This is a genomic window from Flavobacterium pectinovorum (assembly GCF_006438875.1).
Classification (GTDB): domain Bacteria; phylum Bacteroidota; class Bacteroidia; order Flavobacteriales; family Flavobacteriaceae; genus Flavobacterium; species Flavobacterium pectinovorum_A.
Genome location: NZ_RCZH01000002.1, coordinates 124,633 through 150,937 on the forward strand (window position 1 = coordinate 124,633; position 26,305 = coordinate 150,937).

Annotated in this window: 18 protein-coding genes; 13 read left to right on the top strand and 5 right to left on the bottom strand. The window is 34.9% G+C overall.

Annotation, left to right across the window (positions count from 1 at the left end; translation table 11 throughout):
• Positions 1-65: 65 nt before the first annotated feature.
• The gene (locus EAH81_RS02870; protein ID WP_140503553.1) at positions 66-812 is read right to left on the bottom strand and encodes a hypothetical protein; all 747 of its coding nucleotides are present in this window, start codon (positions 810-812) and stop codon (positions 66-68) included.
• Positions 813-917: 105 nt separating this feature from the next.
• Positions 918-2,471 (bottom strand): aldehyde dehydrogenase family protein, encoded by a 1,554-nt coding sequence (locus tag EAH81_RS02875; protein ID WP_140503555.1) that lies wholly within the window; start codon positions 2,469-2,471, stop codon positions 918-920.
• A gap of 182 nt (positions 2,472-2,653) precedes the next feature.
• Between EAH81_RS02875 and EAH81_RS02880 the strand changes: the two genes are divergently transcribed.
• Positions 2,654-3,613 carry an MBL fold metallo-hydrolase gene (locus EAH81_RS02880; RefSeq protein WP_140503557.1) on the top strand — a complete coding sequence of 320 codons (960 nt, stop codon included), beginning with the start codon at positions 2,654-2,656 and terminating at the stop codon, positions 3,611-3,613.
• A gap of 387 nt (positions 3,614-4,000) precedes the next feature.
• Here the strand turns inward: EAH81_RS02880 and EAH81_RS02890 are convergent, their stop codons facing one another.
• The 3 genes from EAH81_RS02890 to EAH81_RS02900 all read right to left on the bottom strand — a co-directional run bounded on the left by EAH81_RS02890 (position 4,001) and on the right by EAH81_RS02900 (position 6,393).
• Entirely contained in the window at positions 4,001-4,312 is a 312-nt protein-coding gene (locus tag EAH81_RS02890) for a hypothetical protein (protein ID WP_140503562.1), read from the bottom strand.
• A gap of 309 nt (positions 4,313-4,621) precedes the next feature.
• Complete coding sequence (locus EAH81_RS02895; RefSeq protein ID WP_068841542.1) at positions 4,622-5,161, bottom strand: 3-hydroxyanthranilate 3,4-dioxygenase; 540 nt, start codon at positions 5,159-5,161, stop codon at positions 4,622-4,624.
• A gap of 119 nt (positions 5,162-5,280) precedes the next feature.
• Positions 5,281-6,393, bottom strand: coding sequence for an endonuclease/exonuclease/phosphatase family protein (locus EAH81_RS02900; RefSeq protein WP_140503564.1), 1,113 nt, complete (start codon positions 6,391-6,393; stop codon positions 5,281-5,283).
• Positions 6,394-6,529: 136 nt separating this feature from the next.
• Between EAH81_RS02900 and EAH81_RS02905 the strand changes: the two genes are divergently transcribed.
• From EAH81_RS02905 to EAH81_RS02960, 12 genes are all read left to right on the top strand, one after another.
• Positions 6,530-7,603: a serine hydrolase domain-containing protein gene (locus EAH81_RS02905; protein ID WP_140503567.1), complete on the top strand. Its 1,074-nt coding sequence runs from the start codon at positions 6,530-6,532 to the stop codon at positions 7,601-7,603.
• Positions 7,604-7,764: 161 nt separating this feature from the next.
• Complete coding sequence (locus EAH81_RS02910) at positions 7,765-8,664, top strand: LD-carboxypeptidase (RefSeq protein ID WP_140503570.1); 900 nt, start codon at positions 7,765-7,767, stop codon at positions 8,662-8,664.
• Positions 8,665-9,115: 451 nt separating this feature from the next.
• Positions 9,116-9,487, top strand: a complete 372-nt coding sequence (locus EAH81_RS02915) for a YraN family protein (RefSeq protein ID WP_140503572.1) — start codon at positions 9,116-9,118, stop codon at positions 9,485-9,487.
• A gap of 120 nt (positions 9,488-9,607) precedes the next feature.
• Positions 9,608-10,264, top strand: a complete 657-nt coding sequence (locus tag EAH81_RS02920) for an aspartate kinase (RefSeq protein ID WP_140503575.1) — start codon at positions 9,608-9,610, stop codon at positions 10,262-10,264.
• A gap of 396 nt (positions 10,265-10,660) precedes the next feature.
• A complete protein-coding gene (locus tag EAH81_RS02925; protein ID WP_140503578.1) occupies positions 10,661-11,224 on the top strand; it encodes an RNA polymerase sigma factor in 564 nt (187 codons plus the stop codon).
• Between the two features lie 400 nt (positions 11,225-11,624).
• Positions 11,625-12,803, top strand: coding sequence for a FecR family protein (locus EAH81_RS02930; RefSeq protein WP_140503580.1), 1,179 nt, complete (start codon positions 11,625-11,627; stop codon positions 12,801-12,803).
• Between the two features lie 189 nt (positions 12,804-12,992).
• Positions 12,993-16,199, top strand: coding sequence for a TonB-dependent receptor (locus EAH81_RS02935; protein WP_241676496.1), 3,207 nt, complete (start codon positions 12,993-12,995; stop codon positions 16,197-16,199).
• 9 nt (positions 16,200-16,208) lie between these two features.
• Positions 16,209-17,717, top strand: coding sequence for a RagB/SusD family nutrient uptake outer membrane protein (locus EAH81_RS02940; protein ID WP_140503584.1), 1,509 nt, complete (start codon positions 16,209-16,211; stop codon positions 17,715-17,717).
• 14 nt (positions 17,718-17,731) lie between these two features.
• A complete protein-coding gene (locus tag EAH81_RS02945; protein ID WP_140503587.1) occupies positions 17,732-18,811 on the top strand; it encodes a SusE domain-containing protein in 1,080 nt (359 codons plus the stop codon).
• 104 nt (positions 18,812-18,915) lie between these two features.
• Positions 18,916-20,295 (top strand): alpha-amylase family glycosyl hydrolase, encoded by a 1,380-nt coding sequence (locus EAH81_RS02950; protein ID WP_140503589.1) that lies wholly within the window; start codon positions 18,916-18,918, stop codon positions 20,293-20,295.
• A gap of 51 nt (positions 20,296-20,346) precedes the next feature.
• Positions 20,347-22,527, top strand: a complete 2,181-nt coding sequence (locus EAH81_RS02955) for a glycoside hydrolase family 97 protein (protein ID WP_140503591.1) — start codon at positions 20,347-20,349, stop codon at positions 22,525-22,527.
• A gap of 266 nt (positions 22,528-22,793) precedes the next feature.
• Complete coding sequence (locus EAH81_RS02960) at positions 22,794-26,150, top strand: Ig-like domain-containing protein (RefSeq protein ID WP_161595779.1); 3,357 nt, start codon at positions 22,794-22,796, stop codon at positions 26,148-26,150.
• Positions 26,151-26,305 lie beyond the last annotated feature (155 nt).

The window sequence follows — 26,305 nt, forward strand, 5'->3', positions numbered from 1 at the left end:
CAAAAGCAAAAGGCTTCCAAAATTTGGAAGCCTTTTCTATTTTTTATCATATATATTTACAAAAACTACCAACTTGGAGACGGAAGACTCTCCAAAATTCTATCCGGATTATCAATTGTAAACAACATTTCTCTCTTCAACTTAAACTTTTCGATTTGATGTTCACTTGGCCAATCTTCATGTAATGTATTTGTTACTTCATGGTCAACGTCAGCAGTAACAAGATCATATTCACTCGAAACATCAGAACCCGCTCCCGAATGAGAAGATACTATCTTTACGAGAACTAATTTGTCGTTTACATATTTATAAATCGCTTCTCTTGAACCAACCGGTCCCATTCCTGCAAGCATAATATGCAATGCCCTATCTTGATCTATAGAAATTTCTCCAACATCATAAAATGCACGACCATCTTCGAAATATTCCGGCTCTACCGCTTCCCACGAAAGTTCCTGCAATTTATACCCTCCTGTTTCTTGTTGTAAAAGAACCAATGTTGCGCGCGAATCGGAATTGTTGTTTTCATTCTGCAAAACAATTACAATATCTTTAAGATTGTCGTCATTTAAAAAACCTTCTGCCCGCATTTTTATTTCACAAGGCTCCAGAACAAAATCTTCCGCATTGTTTCCTGTTGCAGGAAATTTAAGCTCTTTTAAAGTCACTACTTCAGCTTCACTTTCATATTCTTCGTCAAAAACTTCTTGCTTTAAAGTATCTTTTTTTGACACTACTGCTTTTACATTTTCCTTTTTATTACAACTAGCGATAGAAATTGCCATTAACAGCAAAAATACTTTATGATTCATTTATTAGAAATTTTGATCAAACTTAAGTAAAATACTATAAAATAACGCATAAAAAAACCACTTTTTCGAATGAACGAAAAAGTGGTTTTCAGTAGAATATTCGTTTTACAAATCAAATTTAATTCCTTGTGCCAATGGCAAACTTGTGGTATAATTTATTGTATTTGTTTGGCGACGCATATAAATTTTCCACGCATCAGAACCTGATTCTCTACCTCCACCTGTTTCTTTTTCTCCACCAAAAGCACCGCCAATTTCAGCACCGGAAGTTCCGATATTTACATTTGCAATTCCGCAATCAGAACCTGTGACCGATAAAAATCTTTCGGCCTCGCGAAGATTATTCGTCATGATTGCTGATGATAATCCTTGTGCAACACCATTTTGAACATCAATCGCATTCTCTACTTCTCCTGAATATTTAATCAAATATAAAACCGGAGCAAACGTTTCGTGTTGTACGATTGCAAATGAATTTTGAGCTTCGGCAATTGCAGGTCTAACGTAACAGCCACTTTCGTAACCTTCTCCTGAAAGTACTGCACCTTCAACCAAAATATTTCCACCTTCGGCTACTACTTTATTCAACGCCTGAGCATACATTTCAACTGCATGAGTATCGATTAGCGGACCAACATGATTATTTTCGTCAAGCGGATTTCCGATTCTTAATTGCTTGTAGGCAGCCACCAAAGCATCTTTTACTTTATCGTATATACTTTCATGAACAATCAATCTTCGTGTTGATGTACAACGTTGTCCTGCAGTTCCAACAGCTCCAAAAACAGCACCAATAACGGTCATTTTAATATCTGCATCCGGAGTGACAATAATCGCATTATTTCCTCCTAACTCCAATAATGATTTCCCTAAACGACCCGCAACTGCTTGTGCCACGATTTTTCCCATTCGGGTCGAACCTGTAGCAGAAACTAGTGGAATTCTGGTATCAGCCGTCATTAATTCACCTATTTTATAATCGCCATTTATCAGACAAGAAATTCCTTCCGGTAAATTATTTTCTTTTATAACCTGAACAATAATATTTTGACATGCAATTCCGCAAAGTGGTGTTTTCTCAGAAGGTTTCCAAACGCAAACATCCCCTGAAATCCAAGCCAAAGCTGTATTCCATGCCCAAACTGCAACCGGAAAATTAAATGCCGAAATAATTCCAACAACTCCTAATGGATGATATTGCTCATACATACGATGTCCGGGCCTTTCAGAGTGCATTGTTAAACCGTGTAATTGGCGTGATAAACCAACAGCAAAATCACAGATGTCAATCATTTCCTGTACTTCTCCATAACCTTCCTGCAATGATTTTCCCATTTCATAAGAAACCAATTTACCAAGAGCTTCTTTATTTTCACGTAACTTTTGTCCAAACTGACGTACAATTTCTCCGCGTTGTGGCGCAGGAATTAAACGAAATGTTTTAAAAGCTTCTGTTGCTGCACGCATTACTTTTTCATAATCCTCTTGTGTGGACATTTTTACCGAAGCAATTAATTTTCCGTCAACGGGTGAAAAACTATCCAAACTTTCTCCTGAAGCAAAGTTTTGTGTTCCTGTTGATGTCCCGTCATTTATCAATTTAATGCCCAATTTTTCCAGAGCCTCATTCATTCCAAATTGCGATGCTATTGTTGTCATTGTAACTTTTTTAGTTAAAATTGTTGTATTTTTATGTAAAGATATTATTTCGAGTTGAATCTAAACCCAAATGCGCTGTTAAAATCAAAGTAAATTTAGGGTTAATTAATAGCATTTAAAGAAATACACTATAATTTATTCGGCTTAATTCAGGAACTTTGCAGTAACAAAATTACTTAAATATGACCATTTTCAAACGTTTTTTGATTTGCTTCTTTTTAATTACAATAAATACTTTTGCTCAAAAAGAACAAAAAACGGCCTTTCAGGTTGTTCCTCTAGGAGTAAAAGGCGGAATTGACGAAAAAAATCTGTCAGCTTATTTAGTGGCTGCAACAAACAGCAACGATTATATCTGTCTGGATGCAGGAACTATAAATGCAGGAATTGAAAAAGCGATCGAAAACAAAGTTTTTAAAATCTCAACCAGTGAAGTTTTACGAAAGTATATAAAAGGATATTTCATTTCACACGCACATCTAGATCACGTTTCGGGATTGATTATCAACTCACCAGCCGACTCTTCAAAAACGGTTTATGCAACTGAGAAATGTATGGAAATGATGGAAAATCACTATTTCAACGATCAAACCTGGGCAAATTTTGGAGACAAAGGTCCTGGAACTCCATTAAAAAAATATCATTTTCAAACTTTAAAAATTGGCGAAGAAACACCAATTACAAACACCACAATGACGGTAAAAGCTTTTCCGCTAAGTCATGTTAATCCGTTTGAAAGCACTGCTTTTTTAATTAAAAATGGAGATTCGTATGTACTTTATCTAGGAGATACAGGACCTGATTCCGTTGAAAAAAGTGATAAATTAAATTCCCTTTGGACAGCAATTGCTCCTCTTGTAAAAAGCAAACAACTGAAAGGAATTTTTATTGAAGTTTCGTTCCCAAATGAACAACCGAATCAGTTTTTGTTTGGACATTTAACACCAAATTATTTAATAAAAGAGCTTCATGTTTTAGCTGATCTTTCAGGAAAAGATACTTTAAAAGGCTTTAATATTATCGTCACGCACTTAAAACCGCCAACCAAAAATATTATCAAACTTAAAGAACAATTGCATAAGCAGAATGATTTAGGATTGAAGATTATTTATCCTGAACAAGGGAAAAGATTTGAGTTGTAAGAGGGCTTTGCTCACGGATTTTACGGATTGAACAGGTTCTTTTTACTTTAATAAAAATCAAATAATTATTTTGTAAGTTTATTTTTATAAATTTGCGAAATGAAGACTATTTGGACAGCAGAAGCAAAATACACTTTTTATAACAATCGAAATTATTTATTACATAAGTGGAGCTATGAAACATCTCGAAAATTCGTGGAAAATGCTCTACACACTATTAATTTACTTATTAAAAACCCACACTTAGGTAAATACAATATGGCACTAAAATGTAATGTAGTATTAATATCAAAACACATTTCTCTACATTATGAAATAAGTAATGATTGTATTGCACTAATCATTTTTTGGGACAATCGGCAAAATCCACAAAATCAGTATTTATAATTAAATTATGTTCTTGCTTTTTAATTCAAGTAACATTTCTTCATGTGTAATAAAGTTACCCTCCCTGAAGTCTCGCTTCCCTTGTTCGATTCCTTTTATTAATTCTAATCTAAAATTTTCTTCTGGAGAAAGTATTTTTGCAATAGAAAGCATCTCATCTGGAGTAAAAGTTTGAGTTTTTAGTTTTCTATAAAAAGTAGGACTTGGGATGCCTACTTTTTCAATAATATAAGTTTTTTTAAATGGAGAATTATCCATTAAATCCTCAATACTATTTACTATATTCTTATATGTGATAATTTCTTGTATCATTTTTGATTTAATTTTACGTCATTTATGATACAAATATATTGATTTTTCCCCTTTAAAGAACAATTTTTCTTATAAAAAACGAGATTCCTAGCCCCGATAGTCCCGAAGCTTCGGGAGGAAATCCTTTTTCTGGGTTTTCAGCCAGAAAAAGATTACTTCACTTAATTTTTATATTATTTCGGAGTTCAGTGAACTTCGTTTGAAACGGATAGCGGGAAATAGCTCCTAAAAAAATTAAAACATAAAGAGATTAAGAAAAATTAAGATTCTATACTTGACTAACCTTAATCTCTTAATGGTTTAAAAATATTATTTTTTAGCAACAAATCTTGGATCAGATTCCATTACGGTTCCACAATTATCGCAGGTTCTAAGTTCCAATGAATTATAGAAATGTTCGAAATGTGGCAGGAAGTCTTTTTCGATATTATGAAGTTCAAAAAATACTTCGTAAAGTTTGTGATTACAATTATCGCAATGCCAAAGCAAGCCATCTGTATATCCTTTTCCGGCACGTTTGCGCTCAATTACCAAACCTATTGAACCTTCTGAACGAACTGGAGAATGTGGAATTTTGGCGGGATGAAGATACATGTCACCGGCATTTAATTCCATTTCTTTTCGCTCACCATCTTCCTGAATAATTACTTTTATACTGCCTTCGAGTTGGTAAAAAAGCTCTTCGGTTTCGTTGTAATGATAATCTTTTCGGGCATTCGGACCTGCAACAATCATTACGATGTAATCGCCGGAATCAACATAGAGATTTTTGTTTCCAACAGGCGGTTTTAATAAATGACGGTTTTCGTCGATCCATTTGGTAAGATTGAAAGGTTTTGCTATTGACATTTTTTTAAGGTACTAAGTTTCTAAGTAGCTAAGTTAGTGAAAAGTTTTCAGTCACAGTCGCAGTTTCCAGTTAGTTGTGACTGTAAACTGTGACTGATTACTGCGACTGATTACTACGACTATCTCATCTCTTTTATCAAATAAATATAAACCGGAAAATGATCACTAAAACCAACTTCGGTCAAACTGTGACGTAACGGATATCCTTTATATTGTCCGGAAGTTTGAATTAAATAAGATCTGCTAAAGATTCCTGCTTTCCAATATTTAAAGGTAGAGAAATCAGGTTTTATGAGGGATTTAGTGATTATAATTTGGTCGAAAATATCCCATGAATCTCTAAAAGCGATTGTCCCCATTCCTTTATTTGCCATTTCTTCAAACGGATTGAAAACACCAAATTCCGGAACGTCACTCTTTTTTGACTTGGCTCCAAGTGCAATTTTTACGCTTTTATTAAAAGGTCCGTCGTTTAAATCGCCCATTGTAATCACTTTTGCATTTGGATTTATCTGCTGTAACGAATCAATAATTCTCCGGTTTAAATTTGCGGCTGCTTCCCGAAAAGGACTACTGGCTTTCTCTCCGCCTGATCTGGATGGCCAGTGATTGACAATAATATGTATTTCTTCGTCTTCCAAAAAACCTGTTACTAATAGCTGATCCCGTGTAAAAATTCGATAGTTGTTTTTAATTTTATGTTCAAGTTCATCATCAGTTTCTTCGTTTTTACTTTCTTTTTTATCTTCTTTTATTGGCAGTTTATTTTTATAGATATATAAAGGAATGTTGGAATAAGAAGTAGGTTTGAAATGTTTTTTCTGATATAATAATGCAACATCAATTCCGCGTTTGTCAGGAGAATCAAAATGGATGATTCCGTAATCAAAGTTTGCCAGTTTAGGTTGTTTGATTAGATCTTCGACTACTCCACGATTTTCGATTTCAGAACCTCCAATAATAGTTGGCGCATTGGGATTTTCCGGTGTTCCAATTTCAGACAAAACCCGAGAAAGATTTTTTAATTTCTGTTCATATTTTTCGTGCGTCCAATTCTGCGCTCCAGTTGGCGTCCATTCGTCGTCGTTTGTATTTGGGTCATTTATTGTATCAAAAAGATTTTCGAAATTATAAAATGCAATAGTATGAATTGCGTATTTTTTTGATTGTGCTTGTACAAATGACAATGAAAAAAAGACCATTATAAAAAACTTAAAGAAGAGTATTCGCATAGATATTTTTTAAGAATGCTCAATTTAGGCAATTAATTCTTTTTTGTAGGAAATTTCTAATTTATTTTTCAAAACATTTTTTTGATTATCGGAGAATGTCCTGTAACTTGCTGACTCAAATCACTCTTTTCTAAAAATGAAAAAAATATTTTTCTCCTTTTTATTTCTTGTTCTTTTCAATAACACAAATGCGCAAAAAAACATTTCGTTTATTGATAGTATAAGGGTAAAACACAATATTCCCGAACTAGCATATGCAGTAGTTTCTGCTGATTCTATTTTAGAAATTCAGGCTTTAGGATATCAACGAATAAACTCAAAATACAAGGCTAAAATTGACGATAAATTTAGATTGGGATCTATTACAAAAACAGTCACAGCTTATCTCGCTGCACTTTTGGTAAAGGAAGAAAAAATAAAATGGGATACTAAATTCTTTGATTTATATCCGGAATTAAAAGCCAAAAGTAATCCTGCGACTTACAATTTTACGCTACAGGATTTTATAACTTTTCGGGCAGGAATCAATACTTGGTCGTACGGAAATGATACACCAACTCAGGAAGAAATTAAAGGCAATAATCAGCAACAGCGTTATGAATTTATCGCTTGGTTCCTGCAACAAAATCCTGCTACAGAAAAGCAATCAGTATCTTGGTCAAATCCAAGTTATGTTGCCGCGGGACTTATGCTCGAAAAAGCAACTGGCAAAACCTACGAATTATTAGTAAAGGAATTAGGTAAAAGCCTAAATATCAATTTTGATTTTGGTCAGCCAAATTTAAAGGACAAAAACCAGCCTTGGGGACATGACGAAAATCTTGAACCCGAAAAACCGGCTTTAAATTATAAATTAAATTGGCTTTCATCAGCCGGGAATATTAATGTTAGTTTACCTGATTATTGCAAATTTATTCAAATGCAGCTTCAGGGATTATCAGGAAAATCAAAAGTGTTTACCAAAGAAGAATTCGAATATATGCATTATGGTTTACCCGAATTTTCTTTTGGATGGAACTCGGAAATTAATGAAAAAAGTAAATTAAAATATTCTTTTCATAACGGAAATCCGGGAACTTTTTTAACCAAAGTGTATATTTGTGAAGCAATCAACAAAGCTTTTATTCTTTTTGCCAATGTACAATCTGAAGAAGCTGATAAAGGACTTCTTCTACTATTAGAAGAATTGCAAAACAAATATGGCGGCTGATTCTTAATCTAAAGCCTATTTAAAAAATAATTTATAATTTTAAGCAAAAAGAAAACATGAACACGAACAAACTCCAGAACTTCAGAAAAAGCTTTGCTTTTGGTACATTCGTATTTCTTATTTTTGCTTTACATTCATTTACCTGTCAATCCCAACAAAAGATGATTACACCACCTTATTTACAAAAAGGAGATACTGTTGCGCTTTTAGCAACAGCCAGAAAAAATATTGATGACAATTTAAAACCTACAATAGACTTACTTCATAGTTGGGGTTTAGAGGCTGTTGTTGGAACTACAATCGGGCTTGATTTTAATCAATTGGCGGGAACTGACGAGCAGCGTGCTGCTGATTTTCAGCATCAGTTGGACAATCCTAATATTAAAGCAATTTGGTGTGTTCGCGGTGGATATGGAACGGTAAGAATGATTGATTTATTGGATTTCACTAAATTCAAACAACATCCAAAATGGATTATTGGTTTTAGCGATGTAACCGTTTTACACAATCATTTGAATACGATGGGTTATAAATCTATTCATGGTGTTATGCCCGTAACGATTCCACGTGCTACTCCGGCGGCAATAAGTTCTATGAAATCGAGTTTGTTTGGTGAGCCACTTTCCTACTCTATTGGTCCAGATAAAATGAACCGTTTTGGAAAAGCAACCGGCGAACTAGTTGGAGGAAATTTATCAATTCTTTATAGTTTATTGGGTTCACAATCGGCAATTGATTGCAAGGATAAAATTTTATTTATCGAAGATCTTGATGAATACTTGTATCATATTGATCGTATGATGATGAATTTGAGACGCAACGGATGTATTGAAAACCTAAAAGGAATTATCATTGGCGGAATGACAAAAATGAAAGATAATGAAGTTCCATGGGGGAAAAATGCGCTTGAAATTGTAGACGATGTTACTAAAAAATACAATATCCCTGTAATCTTCAATTTTCCCGCAGGGCATATTCAGGACAACAGAGCTTTAATCATGGGAAATACTATTTCTATTGACGTGAACGAATCCGGAAGCACTGTCATTTTTCAAAAATAATATTATCTAAAGATTTCTTTTCTCCAAAGGATTCTAAATACCACACATCATAATCACGCAAAGTCGCCAAGACGCAAAGTTTTTTAGTTTCACGCAGATTTGGCAGATTGAGCAGATTTATTCGATTAGTGTACTATAAATCTGCGTAAATCTTTCACCTTTTTTTGATCTGCTCAATCTGCCAAATCTGCGTGAAAAATAATTCTTTCAGCATTTTTCATCATATCGGAGAGTCCTCAAAGATATACGTAGAGACGCACAGCAGTGCGTCTTATTCGCATACAAGTTTTTTGCTATAAATATTTTAAAGTAAACTTGTAAAGATTCTAATTCTTTGTGTTAGATGCACTGCTGTGCATCTCTACGGAAAAACTTTGCACGTGCAAATTATTCACAACAGCAACAAAATTCATAACTCATAATTAATAATTAATAATTCACAATTCAAGACATGGCTGAACACAACGAACTCGGGAAAAAAGGCGAAAATCTTGCTGTAGAATATCTTCTGGAAAATGGGTATAAAATTCTGGATAGAAACTGGACTTTCCAAAAAGCAGAAATAGATATAATTGCTCAAAAAGAATCCATTTTAGCCATCGTTGAAGTGAAGACAAGATCGAGCTTAGATTTTGGTTTACCACAAGATTTTGTGAAGCCAAAAAAAATTCAGTTACTCATAAAAGCAGTAAATGCCTACATAAACGATAGGGAAAAGGATTTTGACGAAGATTGTGAAATTCGTTTTGACATAATTGCAGTTCATAAAAGTGGCGAAACATTTGCAATTGAACATCTTACCGACGCTTTTTATCACTTTTAACATAATTTTTTATTGTTATAATTGTAACAAATTGTTTTTTTATTTATATTTGCCTAGATTTATAACATCACTATTAACTAAACCAACCCAATTAAGTTACAAAAAAAAAGAAAAAAAATTATGAAAACCGTTTCTTCAATCGTCGAAAATTACATCAAAACAAAACCTTTTTTATTAAACGCGTTATCGCTCGGAATCATCAACCTTACTTCTCTTTCCCGGAATATTATGAACGAGTTAGAAAGTGAATTTGGTAAAGAGGTAAAACAGGGCGCTGTTGTTATGTCGCTTAAACGGCTCACGGAAGAATTGGATTTTAAACTCAACCATAAAATCAATAAAGTAATTAAGAATATTGGCGAAATCACCGTTCGATCTGAATTGACGGATTATACTTTTGCCGCATCAGAAACGGTTTTAAACAAACAAGCTGATTTAATCTCTGATATCAACGCTTTATCTGATATTTTTTACACCTCATCTCGTGGTGTAAATGAAACTAATATTGTAGTGAGCAGCAGTGTAAATCATTTGGTTGAAAAACACTTTATGCGTGAAAAACTGATTCAGAAATTAGATAATTTAGCTTCAATTACTGTAAAATTACCTAAAGAAAATATCGTAGTTCCCGGAATTTATTACTTCATTTTCCAACGTTTAGCCTGGGAAGGAATTATCATAAACGAGGTAATTTCGACTTCAAATGAATTTACAATTTTAGTTGGAGAAGATCAGGTTGATGTTGCTTTTAAAGTAATAAAAGACTTGAAAAACTAATCAAAACAACTCTTAGAATCCCTCTGGAGATTCTTTCATTATAAAATCCTTTTATCTTTTCATTATAAAGATAAAAGGATTTTTTCTTAGACGAAATCTATTGTCAAATCATCAAACTTTACCTTTTAGAATAAGAATATTCTCAAAAAAACAACCACTGAATTGTTAATTAACAAAATATCAGTTAAAAACTTATCGACCTGATAAAAAGCCGTTTACCTAGGCTTTTAGTGTTGTTGAGCATAAAATCAGTTAAAAAAAACATAATTAAGTTTTTTTGGATAATATTTGTTGAGAATAATATTTTTATATATTTGCTAATCAGTCAACATATTAGACCACGCATTTTGACAGTATCATAATATAATTAGAATTAAATAAGAACTAATTAAATTAATGTTGGGAACAAACGATCATAGCGACAAATTATTGGTGAGTGAGCTCAAAAATGGCAACGAAAAAGCATTTCGTTCTCTTTTTGATTTATACTACCAAGATATCTATGGTTATAGCATAAGTCTCTTAAAATCAAAAGAGGCAGCCGAAGAAAACGTGCAGGATGTTTTTATGAAGGTTTGGCAAAACCGCGAAAACCTAAATCCGGAGCAATCCTTTAAATCTTATATTTTTACTATTGCCAGAAATCAGGCTTTTAATTCTTTGAATAAAGCAGCAAATGATCTGGCGTTAAAAGAAGCTGTTTTTTACGAAAGTCAGAAATCACATGAATATGGTGATTATTCTATTCGAGAAGAAGATTGTAAAAAACTTCGTAAACAAGCGATGAAACAATTGCCCCCCAAACGAAAGCAGATTTTTAAAATGTCCCGAAAGAAGGGAATGAGTTATGAAGAAATTAGCCAGGAACTCGGCATCTCTATCAATACAGTCCGGAACCAAATGAGTAAAGCATTAGAATCGATGCGAGTCTTTTTTCAAGTTCATGACGAGATTATCTAAACCAAAAAACCACATTAACCATCAAAATCACTCTTCTCGGGTGATTTTTTTTTGTTTTTAATTTAACCGCAAAGTACGAAGTACGCAAAGGATTTATGCAAAGTTTGTCATTTCGAGCGAAGGGAGAAATCACACTCGTAACTCTACAAAGATTGGCGATTTTGTTTGCGGCATTTCTGGTGTGATTTCTCCCTTCGCTCGAAATGACAAAAAAACCGTTTATCAAAATAAAAATAAAAATTTAAAATATTTTTTTTTCTATAAACCTCAACAAAATCAATACTTCACAAGGTTTATCGCTTTACCTAAATGTTAAAATTTAAAAATTTACAACGTTTGAGTAGTACTCAACTTGCTTTCAACTGTATTATATAAAACCCCGACCTAAAATCAGTTCGTAATGAATTCAAATTCTGAAATAAAAAGTCTTTTACAAAAGTTTGTTTTAAACCAATGTACCCCCGAAGAAACAAACGAGGTAATTGCCTATTATAAAAAAAATAAACTTACAGATGATTTTCCTTCTGTAGAAGATATTCAGGCGCTTCTTGTTGAAACTCCAAAAATGGATAAACAAACTGCCGATGATATTTTCTTAAATATTCTATCTGCTTCTAAAGAAAATGAAACTACGATTGAAATTGCTCCTGAAAAATCAAACTTCAGAAAATACATTTCGATTGCGGCTTCTGTTTTAGTTTTATTAGGCGTTGGTCTTGCCTACAAACAAGGTGCTTTTACTAAAACTGCTGAACAAAAATTTGATTTTAAAAGCAACGACATTGTTTTGCAATTAGAAGACGGAAGTGTTCAGATTATCTCAGAAAGTAATTCTGCTCAGGTTAAAGACAGTAAAGGAAAAATTGTTGGAAATCAAAACGGGGATAAAATTGTTTACGAGAACAGTTCTGATTTAGAGAAAACAACTTACAACACAATCAAAATTCCGTATGGGAAAAAATTCAGATTGCAATTGTCTGACGGAACTCTTGTTCACTTAAATGCCGGAACAACTTTAAGATATCCTGTAAAATTTATTGCTGGCGAAAACAGACAGGTTTTCCTTGACGGGGAAGCTTATTTTGAAGTGGCAAAAGATAAAAAACACCCGTTTATTGTAAATGCTGATGAATTGAATGTGCGTGTATTAGGAACGCATTTCAATGTTTCGAATTATCCCGAAGATGCCGCTACTGATGTTGTTCTTGTTGAAGGATCTGTTGGAATGTATCGTTCTAATGAAGAATTTGACGCTGCGAAAAATACAATTCTAAAACCTGGCTTTAAAGGAAGTTTCAATAAAGAAAACACACAAATTTCTACTAAGGCAGTAATTACTGATATCTATACTTCGTGGATAAACGGTGGACTTACCTTTAGAAATATGACTTTCAAAAATATCATTACAAAATTAGAAAGACGCTATAATGTTACCATTGTAAACAAAAATGAAAAACTGGCAAACGAAAAATTCAATGCAAGTTTTAAAGAAGAATCTATAGAAAATGTGATGAGTTACTTTAATGACATCCACGGCATTAATTACACTATAAAAAACAATCAAATACTAATTAAATAACCACTAACCAATGAAAAAAAATGAAGAAACAAAAGTACTAGAATAAAAAAATCGGAAAGAGCTGCGAACAATTTCCGATTAACTAAGTGATTGAATATAACGAATTAACTACAATCAATTAACAAAATTATGAAAAAAAAATCAAAGAATACTGGGTTTTTATACCGAGTGTTCCAAAATGACCTAAAATTGAAACTAACTACACTACTTATTTTGGTCGCCATGTTTAATATTAGAGCGAATACTTATGCCCAAAAAACAAAAGTAACCCTTGAATTAAACAATTCAACAATCGAGAAGGTTATTGAGACCATAGAACAAAAAACAGATTTCAGGTTTATTTACAAGCTGAATGACATCGACTTAGATCGAACAATTTCAATTTCTGTGAAAGACCAATCGATATATGTTGTTTTGGATAAACTTTTTAAAGGAACTCCAACTGAATTTAAAATTCGGGATACTCAGATTATCCTAAAAAAGCCAGAATTAAAAACAGAAGTTATTCAGTTTCAGAAACAAACGGTTTCCGGAATCATCACGGATGAAAATGGTTTACCATTGCCCGGAGCATCTGTTTTTGAAGAAGGAACTAAAAACGGAATGGTAACTGATTTTGATGGTAAATACAAACTTACCGTTGAAAGTAGTACAGCTGTAATTGTAGTAACTTTTATTGGATATAAAGAGAAAAAAGTAACGGCAAATCAAAGCGTTATCAACATTCAACTTCTTCCTGATGCCACAAACTTACAGGAAATTGTTGTAGTTGGATACGGTACTACAGCCAGAAAAGATGTTACAGGAGCTGTTTCTTCAATAGCTGCAAAAGACATGAATCAAGGTGCAATTGTAAATCCGCTATCTTTGATTTCAGGAAAAGCAGCCGGTGTAAACATTACTCAGGTTGGTAGTGAGCCAGGTTCAGGACCAAGCGTTCGTATTAGAGGAATCTCATCTTTGATTGGAGGAAATGATCCTTTAGTTGTTGTAGATGGAATTCAGGGAAACATGGATTTATTAAATCAAGTTCCGCCTAGTGAGATTGAAAGCATAGATGTTTTAAAAGATGCCTCAGCTACTGCTGTTTACGGTTCCAGAGGAGCACCTGGAGTTATCATTGTAACTACTAAAAAAAGTAAAGCTGGAAAAACTACTATGGAATATAATGGATATACTTCTATAGATTTTATTCCAAAAAAGTTGGATATGCTTGATGCTAACCAATGGTGGCAAACTGCACAAAATGTTGGTGTTCCAGCGTCTTCAAATCATGGTTCAAATACAGATTGGTACGGTCTTTTGACTCAAACAGGAATCACACAAACTCACACATTATCATTTGGTGGAGGAACGGATAAATTTAATTACAGAGCATCTATCACCGCTATTTTGCAAAATGGTGTAGTAATTAATTCAAGCAATCAAAAATATATTGGTCGTATTCAGGCAACACAATTGGCTCTTGATGACAAATTAAAATTGACGTTTAATTTAAATTCAGGAGTAAATAATGTAACAAGCAGTATTGGGAGTATAGGAACTGTAGGTTACACTTCAAACCTAATTACAAATGCATTATTGGCAAGACCAACAGATCCTGTTTTTAATACTGATGGAAGTTATTTTACAGATTCAACTGTTTTTCATTATTTAAATCCTTATGCAGCTGCACAAGAAGTTACAAACGAAAGACAGGAAGACAATCTATTTGGAAGCTTAAAGGCTGAATTAGATTTAGGCAAAGGTTTCTCTGCAAACTGGTTTGGAAGCTGGAGAAAGACCAACAAAACTACAGGATATTATATGCCGGCAAAATCAACAGACGCCAATGCAGTTGAACAGAACGGTTTTGCTAATATCGAAAATAACAGACAAAACGAAAAATTAACCAATCTTAGTCTTAACTACAAAAAGACTTTCGGAATCCATAGCTTTAATGCATTGGCTTTATACGAATGGCAAAGTCAAACTTATCAGGGTAATTATACTCAGGCAAGAGGTTTTATCAGTGATGAAGCTACTTACAATGCGCTTCAATTTGGCGATTTGTCTAAAGTAAGAACCGGAGATATTAAATCCTATAAAAATGACCGATCTTTGGCTTCTTATTTAGGAAGACTAAACTACTCTTTATTAGACCGTTATTTACTTACAGCTAGTATCAGACGAGATGGTTCATCTGTGTTTGGAGCAAATAATAAATGGGGAAATTTTCCATCTGCATCTGTAGCATGGCAAATCAATAAAGAATCATTTATGACCAATCAGAATTTGTTTTCTGAATTAAAATTACGCGTAGGTTATGGTGAAACTGGTAACCAACAAGGTCTTTTGCCACAAACCTCATTGCCGCTAGTGGATAGTGCCGGAACTATTTATTTTGGAGGTTCTCTTATTACTAATTTTGGTATTTCTCAAAATGCAAATGCTGATTTGAAATGGGAAACCAAAAAACAAACCAATATCGGACTTGATTTTGCTCTTTTTGACAATAGATTAAGAGGTAGTGTAGATGTTTATGATTCTAAAACAGATAATTTATTATTCAACTACACTGTACCGCAACCGCCTTATCCATACGATCAAATTAAAGCAAACGTAGGAAGTATTTCAAATAAAGGTTTAGAGGTTGCTCTGGCGTATGATGTTATAAAATCAGAGAACAGCACACTTACATTAGCCGGAAACGTATCTTTCATGAAAAACGAGGTCCTTAATTTAAGCGGCAGCATTAATGGTATTCCTTTAAATACGAATTATGTTGGCTGGGGTGCACCAAACTCCTATTTAGTAAAAGGACAACCAATTGGTTCATTTTATACTTTAGAGCATACCGGAGTTAATGGCAATGGTGTCGAAACCGTAAAGGATCGTGATGGAAGCGGCCTTATAGATCAAGGTGCCAGAAGTGCAGATCGATATAATGCAGGTTCAGCATTACCAACTTATACATTTGCCTTTAATCCAACTTACAGATACAAGAATTTTGATGCATCTATGTTGTGGAGAGGTTCTGGAGGAAATAAAATTTACAACACTCTTAACCAAAGATTGAGCATGCTGGAGAATACGGGTAGTTCAAATATTTTACAAAGTGCTGTAGACAAAGGGATTCGTTCTTCTCCATACGGATCTGATATATGGTTGGAAGATGGTTCCTTCATACGTCTTGATAATGTTACGGCAGGATATACTTTCCGTTTTACGGATAAATATGTAGACAATATTCGACTTTCTCTTACAGGGAACAATTTGCTTCTTATCACAAATTACACAGGTGTTGATCCGGAATTGAACGTAAGCGCAAATAATGAAGAAACTTTTGGTGGAGATAAAGGTATTTACCCACGTACCAGAAGTATTGCATTTGGTTTGACTGTAAAATTTAAATAGTAAAAAGAAATGAAAATTAAAAATATAGTAATAGCAGGAAGCGCATGTTTCCTAACCCTTTTTAGCTGTTCTGATATCAACGAAAATGTATACGATAAATATCAACCTGACAGTTTTTATGGAACGCCTGAAGGAGCAAATCTTGCCTTAGCAAGTGTTTACGCAGAAATTCCTGGCGATTTTGAACGCAAAAGTGTACCAGGTGTTGGTTATGCAGGAGCAGATAACGGCTGGTATGACATGAACTGTATGTCATCAGATGAGCAGGTAATTCCGCATAGAAATGATGGTAACTGGCAACAGGATTTTGCACGTTTGCACAAACATGTTTGGCTTCCAACGGAATCCATTATTAACAATACCTGGAGATGGTTATACAATGGTGTTTTTAAAGCCAATTTAGCCGTTGAGTTATTAGAAAAATCAAATGCTGATCCTTCAAAAATTGCCGAAGCAAAAGTAGTACGTGCCTTCTTTTATTATTTATTAATAGACGATTTTGGAGATGTACCTTTTTATACTGATAATAATACTACAGTAGACAAAATTCCTCAAACAAGCCGTAAAGTAGTATATGATTTTATTGTAAAAGAATTGACAGAAAACGTAGAATTGCTTTCAGTAACAAAAGGAGGAAATTATTACGGGCGATTCAATAAATGGGCAGGATATACCTTATTAGCTAAAGTGTATCTAAATGCAAAAGTTTACACAGGAGAAGCGAAATGGAATGAATGTTTAGCAGCTTGCAACAAAGTAAGCGAAGGCGGTTATACGCTTCACTCAGGTGATGAAAATGCTACAAGTCCGCTAGGAAATAAATATTACGAATTATTTGGAGATGTATTGCCGGATGATGAAACTATTTTACCTATTTATGCAACTCTTGATGTTGTTTCTCGTAATATTTATACCAATCGTAGTCTTTATGGACCGCATGGTAAAGCTTTATTTGGATTTGATACTTGGAACGGAACTATAGTTCCTAAAGATTTCTTCCTAAAATATGCCTTAAATGATATTCGAAGAAAACAGTTTTTAGTTGGAGAACAAAAAGGCGGATTTAATTATACCCTTGATGTTGCTTCCTTAGATGATCCGGGAGCTGATCCTCAGGCTGGAGTTCGTAACATTAAATTTTATCCGGCAGGAGCAACATCTGGTGGAGGAGCTTCAAATGACTTTCCAATTTACAGATATGCTGACGTAATTTTAATGATGGCAGAATGTAATGTTCGTTTAGGAAACCCTGGTGCGGCAAAACCATTTGTTGATCAAATCAGAATGCGTGCAGGTTTAACAGCTCTTGACGCAAACCCAACTCTTGATAATATTTATGACGAAAGAGGATTTGAATTAAACTGGGAAGGTCACAGAAGACAAGACATGATTCGTTTTGACAAATTTTTATTGCCAAATGAATTCAGACCAGAATCTCCTGCTTACAGAAAATTGTTCCCAATTCCAACATCTGCATTAGATGCTAATCCTGGACTTAAACAAAACCCAGGTTACTAAAAACAAAAACTATTATGAAAAAATATATAAATAAATTATTCGTACTAGGCAGTTTGCTTTTTTTAGCTGCTTCCTGCGAAACTGATGGACAACTAACAACTTTAGCGACAGTAACTTTTCCGTCTGCGATTGAAGTTTCATCGAGTACAATAGTGCTTAAAGAAGATGTGTCTGATCAGCAAACGTTACTTGTTTCATGGCCAAAGGTTACTTACCCAATCGCTGCGCCTGTTACGTATGCCCTGCAATTTGATTTAACTAATGATATCAAAGGAAGCGAGGCTTGGGGAAAAGCTAAACGAGTTGAAGTTGGAGAAGATGTTTTAAGCAAAGCTTTTACGGTCTTCGAATTGAATAAAATCGCCACAGAATTAGGTCTAAAACCTAATGTTGCCGGAGAACTAGTAATTCGTGTAGAGTCTACTATGGATCATAGAATTTATTCAACTCCTGTTACAATAACGGTTACGCCTTACGAAAAAGTAGTAGTGTTTGGCGAAATATATATGCCGGGAAGTTATCAGGGCTGGGGTATAGAAACAGCAGCTGCATTAAAAGAAATACAAGTAGGAATATTTCAGGGTTATATGACTTTACCTGAAGGTGCAGGTCCTGGATTTAAAATAAATAGAGAGAGAGGCTGGGCTCAGTTCTTTGGTGCCGGAGCTACAAACTCTGATTTAAAAAACATGAGTGATACTGATCTTACACTTCCGGGAGCAGGTTCGTATCAGATCAAAGTAAATTTAAATACTTTAAAATGGACTGCTACTGCTTATTCTTGGGGAATTGTTGGAACAGCAACAGCCGGAAGTTGGGATGCAAGTACTCCAATGAGCTATGATCACCAAACCAAAACATGGAAAATCACAACCACATTGGCACCTGGGGCCTTAAAATTTAGATTAAATAATTCATGGGATGTAAATTATGGTCCTGCAGATTCTTCAACAAATACGATTAACCTTGGTAATCAAGCGTCTTATAGTATTGGAGAAGCAGGAACTTATGAAGTAACCTTTACAATAAACGAAGTAGATCCTGTTAGTAATGGTTATCCGGCAACTGCAACTTGTACTATCGTTAAAAAATAATCTAACATTAAAATAAGCTAGATTAGTTTGAGTGATACCTGCCTTTCTTGAGCAAAAGGCAGGCTATCTTTAAACTTCGCGCTTATTAAACAAATTCAAAAAATATGAAATCAAATATAAATATCGTCTATACTTTAGTACTTGCATTAGCATTTGTATCGTGTAGTTCATCAGATGACAATTCGGCTCCGGCTTCTCCTTATCAACAATATGGAGCATCATTTGACAAAATGCCTAAAAAAGAAGATGCCATAATTTATCAGGTAAATATTCGTGCTTTTAGTCAGGCAGGAACCTTAAAAGGTGTTCAGGACAGACTTACACAAATTCAGGAATTGGGTGCAAACGTTGTCTATTTAATGCCCGTTTATCCTGTTGGAAAAATAAAAGCTTCCGGAGAATTAGGTTCACCTTATGCAGTACAAGATTACAAAGCTATAAATCCCGATTTTGGAAGTTTACAAGATCTTCAAACTTTAGTTGAAGAAGCGCATAAAAAAAATATGGCGGTAATTCTTGACTGGGTTGCCAATCATACTTCTTGGGACAATGCCTGGATTACACAACATCCAAACTGGTATCAAAAAAATGATAAAGGAGAAATTATCATTCCTCCAGGAACAAATTATACTGATGTTGCACAGTTAGATTTCAATAATACCGAAATGAAAGACGCTATGATCGACGCAATGTCATACTGGGTTTACAATGCGAACATTGATGGTTTCAGATGTGATTATGCTGATTTGGTTCCTCAGAATTTTTGGACTGATGCAATCACAAAATTAAGAACCATCAAAAAAAATCAAAACATCTTAATGCTTGCTGAAGGTACAAAAGCGAGTCAATTTGTTTCTGGTTTTGATTATACATTTGGATTTAACTTTTTCACGACTTTAGAAAAACTATTCAAAGAAAACAAACCCGCTACAACTATTCAGGACTCAAACGCAACTGAATACGCTACTAATTATAAACCCGAAAATAGAATTGTAAGATACACCAGCAATCATGACGTAAACCTTGCCGAAGGAACTCCTTATGAACTTTTTGGAGGTAAAGAAGGTTCTATCGCTACATTTGTTGTTGCTGCTTATATGAAATCTGTTCCAATGATTTACAACGGACAAGAAGTTGGGTATAATAAAAGAATCAATTATTTCGCAAAAACTCCAATTGACTGGACTACTTCAGATGCATCTGTTTTGGCAGAATACAAAAAAATTATCGCTTTTAGAAGTTCAAGCAATGCTATAAAAACAGGAAGTTTTACTGGATATAGCAGTAATGCAGTAAGTGCTTTTACAATGATAAAAGATGCAGAAAAAGTTCTGGTTCTTTCTAATTTAACTAATTCAGAAGTTAAATATTTAGTTACTCCTTCATTAAAAGGAACATGGAAAGATGCTTTTACTGGAGCTGCAGTAACTGTTGGTGCTGACTTAACACTACAACCTTTTCAATATTTAGTATTGAAAAACTAATACCTGCGCCACTTTAAAAACAAAATTAGGTTTGCTAAAAAACTAAATAACATGAATTTTCAATCCCAAAAAATGCTGTTCCAAATTCGTTTGGGCAAAAAAGTAGCGCTTTTACTTTTTGTTTGTGCAAACTCGTTATGGGTTCAGGCTCAGGAAATAACTTCGCCAAACAAAAATCTTTCTTTAAAATTTGAATTAAAAGAAGGTGGAATCCCATCTTACCAATTATCATATAAACAAAAGCCAGTTATTAAACCAAGTTCTTTGGGCTTAGAACTGCAAAATTTGCCTTCGTTTTTGGATGGTTTTACCGTTACAAATACAGCACAATCCTCTGTTGATGATAGTTGGAATCCAGTTTTAGGAGAAGAAAAAACAATACGCAACAATTACAACGAACTGGTTGTCACTTTGGCGCAAGCCAAAAACAACAACAGATATATTCGCATTCGTTTCCGTTTATTCAACGACGGATTAGGTTTTAGATATGAATTTCCGAAGCAAAATGATTTGAATTATTTTGTAATTAAAGAAGAACGTTCTGAATTTAATCTGGCTGGAAATCATAAAATTTTCTGGATTCCGGGAGATTATGATACCAATGAATATGCATATACCACTTCGAAAATTTCTGAAATTCCTTCGTTGATGAAAAAAGCTACGATCGAAATCAATTCGCAATGGCCTATTAAGGAATTAGCGGTGCAAACGCCATCAATGATGAAATCTGATGATGGTTTATACATCAATATTCACGAAGCAGGATTAATCAATTATCCGGCAATGTATCTTGAAGTTGATGCTGTAAATTATAAAATGAAAAGTCATTTAGCGCCTGATGCCGTTGGTGCCAAAGGATATATGCAAACAGATGCACAATCGCCTTGGAGAACCATTGTTGTAAGCGATAAAGCCACGGAAATCTTGGCTTCAAAATTAATTCTGAACCTCAACGAACCAACAAGTTATAAAGATGTTTCATGGATAAAACCAGTGAAATATATTGGGATTTGGTGGGAATATTTTGTTGCCGGAAAAAGTACATGGGCTTTCGGAAAAGAAACAAACGTAAAACTGACAGATGATTTTACCAAACTTACGCCAAACGGAAAACACGGAGCTACAACTGAAAGAGCAAAAGAATATATTGATTTTGCTTCTAAAAATGGTTTCGATGCCATCCTGATCGAAGGTTGGAACATTGGTTGGGAAGACTGGATTAACAACTGGAAAGAAGAAGTTTTTGATTACGTAACCGCTTATCCGGATTTTGATGTAAAAGCAGTTCATGCTTATGCCGCTTCAAAAGGTGTAAAAATTATCATGCACCACGAAACTTCAGGATCTGCAACCAATTATGAGCGTCGTTTAGATCGTGCCTTTCAATTTATGAATGACAACGGTTACGATGCTGTAAAAACAGGTTATGTAGGTAAAATTATTCCGCGTGGCGAACATCATGACGGACAATGGATGGTGAATCATTATATAAATGTAGCCAAACGTGCTGCCGATTATAAAATCATGATTGATAGTCACGAAGCGGTTCGACCAACAGGTTTAAACAGAACATTCCCAAACTGGATTGCACAAGAATCTGCTCGCGGAACTGAGTTTGAATCTATGGGAGGTTTAGCGCCGGATCATACTACGATTTTGCCATTTACCCGTTTAATGGGCGGTCCAATGGATTATACTCCGGGGATTTTCCAAACGGATCTTTCGTATTATGGAACCGGAAGTACGCAACGTGTCAATACAACTTTGGTAAAACAATTGGCGTATTACGTTACGATGTACAGTCCGTTGCAAATGGCAGCAGATATTCCAGGGAATTACGAACGTTTTCCAGATGCATTTCAGTTCATTAAAGATGTTGCTGTAGATTGGGACAACAGTTATATTCTGGAAGCTGAACCGGGAGATTATATCACAATTGCCCGTAAAGCAAAAGGAAAAGACGCATGGTTTATTGGAGGAATCACTGATGAAAATGCCAGAATAGCCAACATTACTTTTGATTATTTACCAGCAGGAAAAAAATTCATCGCTACAATTTATGCTGACGCCAAAGAAGCTAATTGGAACGAAAATCCACAAAAATATACTGTAACTAAAGTTGTTGTAACCTCAAAAACAATTTTAAAACAGTATTTAGCTCCGGGCGGAGGTGTTGCAATTAGCATTAAGGAAGGAAATGCTACAGAATTAAAGGGATTGAAAAAGTTATAATTTAGGGTTCTAAGGTTCTGAGATACTAAGTCTCTAAGCTTTTTGCCACGAATTTCACGAATTGACACGAATTAAGACTGCAGATTAAAATTTGTGCTAATTCGTGCAATTCGTGGCGAAAAAAACTAAAGTCCATTCGTGGACAAAAATTAAAATTTTACTACTTAAAACTATTTAACCACAAAATGTTTGTCAAATTTAAAAACAATGCGAATGAGAATGAATTTTAGTTAGAGATGCTGACAAGCATGCAAAAAACAAAAATTATGAAAATCAAAATTACCACTAGATTATTTCATTTCACGAAAACAATAGTCTGTTTTCTATTATTATTTGCAAGTTCAGTTTATGCGCAGGATCCCGCTCAATATGGCACGCCATATACAGGAGTACCAGATCCAAGAGACGCAAATATTTATCAGGTACATATTCGTCCGCACAGTGCTTCCGGGACTTTAGCCGCCGTTACTTCTGATCTGGACCGAATTAAATCACTTGGTATCAACGTACTTTATTTAATGCCGATTTATCCTTACGGAACGGATTCAAGAAGCTCAAACTCACCTTATTGTATCAAAGATTACAAATCTGTAGGTTCTGAATACGGAACACTTACCGATATGCGTAATCTGGTAGATGCAGCTCACGCCAAAGGTATGGCAGTAATGCTCGATATTGCCGTTAACGGTACTTCCTGGGATCATCCCTGGACCGTTTCTCATCCGGAATATTATCAAAGAACTGGTACAACAATCAATCAGTTAGCAAATTTCTCTGATATTGCAGCGCTTGACCTTAACAATACTGCGCTTCGTGCAGCAATGAAAGATGCGATGCGTTATTGGATTTTTGCAGCAAATATCGATGGATATCGTTGTGATTTTGCCAATAATCCTCCTATTGATTTCTGGACAGAAATTATAAGCAACTTAAGAGGTATCACTTCTCATAACTTATTAATGCTTGCAGAAGGAGATCGTTTACAAAATTTTCAAGCCGGATTTGATTTGAATTTTGGAGATAAATGGTTTTACGATGCGTTGAAAAACGTGGCAGGCGGAGGTCCGGTTTCTACAAGATTCCAAACCACAAATGACATGGAATATACGTATGCAACAGGAAGTCAGCAAGAAGTGAGATGGACCGCAAATCACGATTCCGAAAACAACAGCGATACAGCTCCTTTTACCGTATTTAAAAGTAATGCCGGAGTGGTTGCAAATTTCTTAGTTTCGGGTTATATGAAAGGGGTTCCTTTTTTAACCAGCGGACAAGAAGTAGCCTTCAATCAGGTAATTCCGTGGCCTTATACTACTGTCAAAATCAACTGGAGCAATACCGCTGCTACACCAGAATTTGCCAAAATCCTTAACTTTAGAAATAGTAGTGCCGCCATCAGACGTGGTACAATGACACCTTATGCAAGTGATGATATTTGTGCCTTCACAAAAACATTAGGAACAGAGAAAGTTATTGTAATGACCAATCTTAGAAATGCCAGTAAAACATTTGTGATTCCGGCAGCATTGGCAGGAACCTATAAAGATGCCTATACTGGTGCTACAGTAACATTGGTTTCGGGGGCGACACAATCTTTTAATGCTTTTCAGTATATTGTTTTAACCAATACAAATGTAGCGGTTGTAGCTGTTACAGGAGTTTCAGTTAGTCCAACAACGGCAACTGTTGGTTTGGGATCTACTCAGCAATTAAGCGCAACTTTGGCCCCTGCAAATGCAACTAACCAAAACGTAACCTGGACATCCAGTAATACTGCTGTAGCAACTGTAAATGCAACCGGATTAGTTTCAGCGGTTTCGGCAGGTACAACAACTATTACAGTTAAAACCGTAGACGGAAATAAAACAGCAACATCGGCAATAACAGTTGCAGCAATTCCTGTAGCTTCTGTAAGTGTTACGCCTGCAACAGCAAGTTTATATGCAGGAAACACACAACAGCTTTCTGCAACAATTGCTCCTGCAAATGCAACAAACAAAACAATCACGTGGACTTCAAGCAACAATGCTGTAGCTACTGTAAATTCGTCTGGATTGGTAACAGCAGTTTCGGCAGGAACAGCGACAATTACAACAACAACCCAAGACGGAAACAAAACGGCAACTGCAACTATTACGGTAAATCCGAATACTAATTTTACGGTTTATTTCTACAAACCATCTGCTTGGGGAACCGGAATCAAGATTTATTATTGGAGCGCTTTACCAACAGGAATCTTAGCTGATGCATCATGGCCTGGAGTAAACATGACCGATGCAGGAAATGGCTGGTACAGTTATACATTCACCAATGTAACTTCGACTAATTTAATTTTTAATGACGGAACAAGCCAATCTGCTGATTTAAACAGAAACAAAACCGGTTGGTACATGAATACAACTTGGTACGATACAAACCCGGGAACTGTTGTAGCAGTAACAGGAGTTACATTGTCACCAACAACAGCAACATTGTTAGTTGGTGCAACACAACAAGTAACGCCAACAGTTGCGCCTGCAACAGCAACGAATAAAACTGTTACTTATAGCTCTAGCAATACAGCCGTAGCAACAGTTAACTCAACTGGTTTAATAACTGCTGTAGCTGCAGGTTCTGCAACAATTACAGTAACGACTCAGGATGGAGCAAAAACTGCAACTTGCGCAGTAACTGTAAATGCATCAAATGTAGCGGTAACAAGCGTGAGTTTAAGCCCAGCATCGGCATCATTGTCTGTTGGCGGAACACAGCAATTAACACCAACGATTCTTCCTGCAAATGCAACAAACAAAAACGTTACCTATAGTTCAGGCAATACAGCTGTGGCAACGGTAAATTCATCAGGATTAATAACTGCTGTAGCAAATGGATCAGCAACAATTACAGTAACAACTGTTGATGGAAGTAAAACAAGTACTTGTGCCGTTACGGTTTCGACTGCGACAGGAACATATTATACAATTAAAAACAGATGGACCGGAGCTTATTTATCAGATGCCGGAACAAATGTAGGTTACGGAGCAACGGCTTCTAACAACAGTTACAAATGGCAAAAAATTGCTATTGATGCCACTTATTTTGTGCTTAAAAATTTAGCAACAGGAGAATTGATTAATATTGAAGGTCAAACAGGATCTGTTCAATGTAATATTACAGATACTACTTTTTGGAGTGCACAATGGTCTAGTGATTATATCGACGGAACTTGGGTTAGATTAAGAAACAGATGGCAAACCGGAAACATTATTCACGTAGAAAACCAAACAGGATCTGCTCAATATGGCAATTCTCAGGATGGTTGGTTCAGTGCACAATGGCAATTGGAACTTACAACTGCTTCAACTTCTAAATCTGTTACTAAAACACAAGAACTTCTTGAAACCGAAAAAGCAATTGGTATTTATCCTAATCCGTCTAGAGACAATCAATTTCATGTTTTATTACCGGAATCAGAAACTGGCGATGCGACTACAATTACGGTTTCAGACATGAACGGAAGAACTGTTTTAACAGAAAAACTTTCGACTTCAGGACAAATTAATCATCATTTAGCAGCAGGTTTATATATCGTAAACATTAACTCTAAAGCATGTAATGTGACTAAAAAACTGATTGTTAAATAAGCTATTTTTAATTTAAAAGTAAAGGCGTATGAAAATTTCATACGCCTTTTTTATTTGTAAATAATTCTAAATATTCTATTTAAATGTCACCATATTTAACATTTACGGAATTATAGCAACCAAACAACTACTAAAAAAAATCTTATACTAAAAAA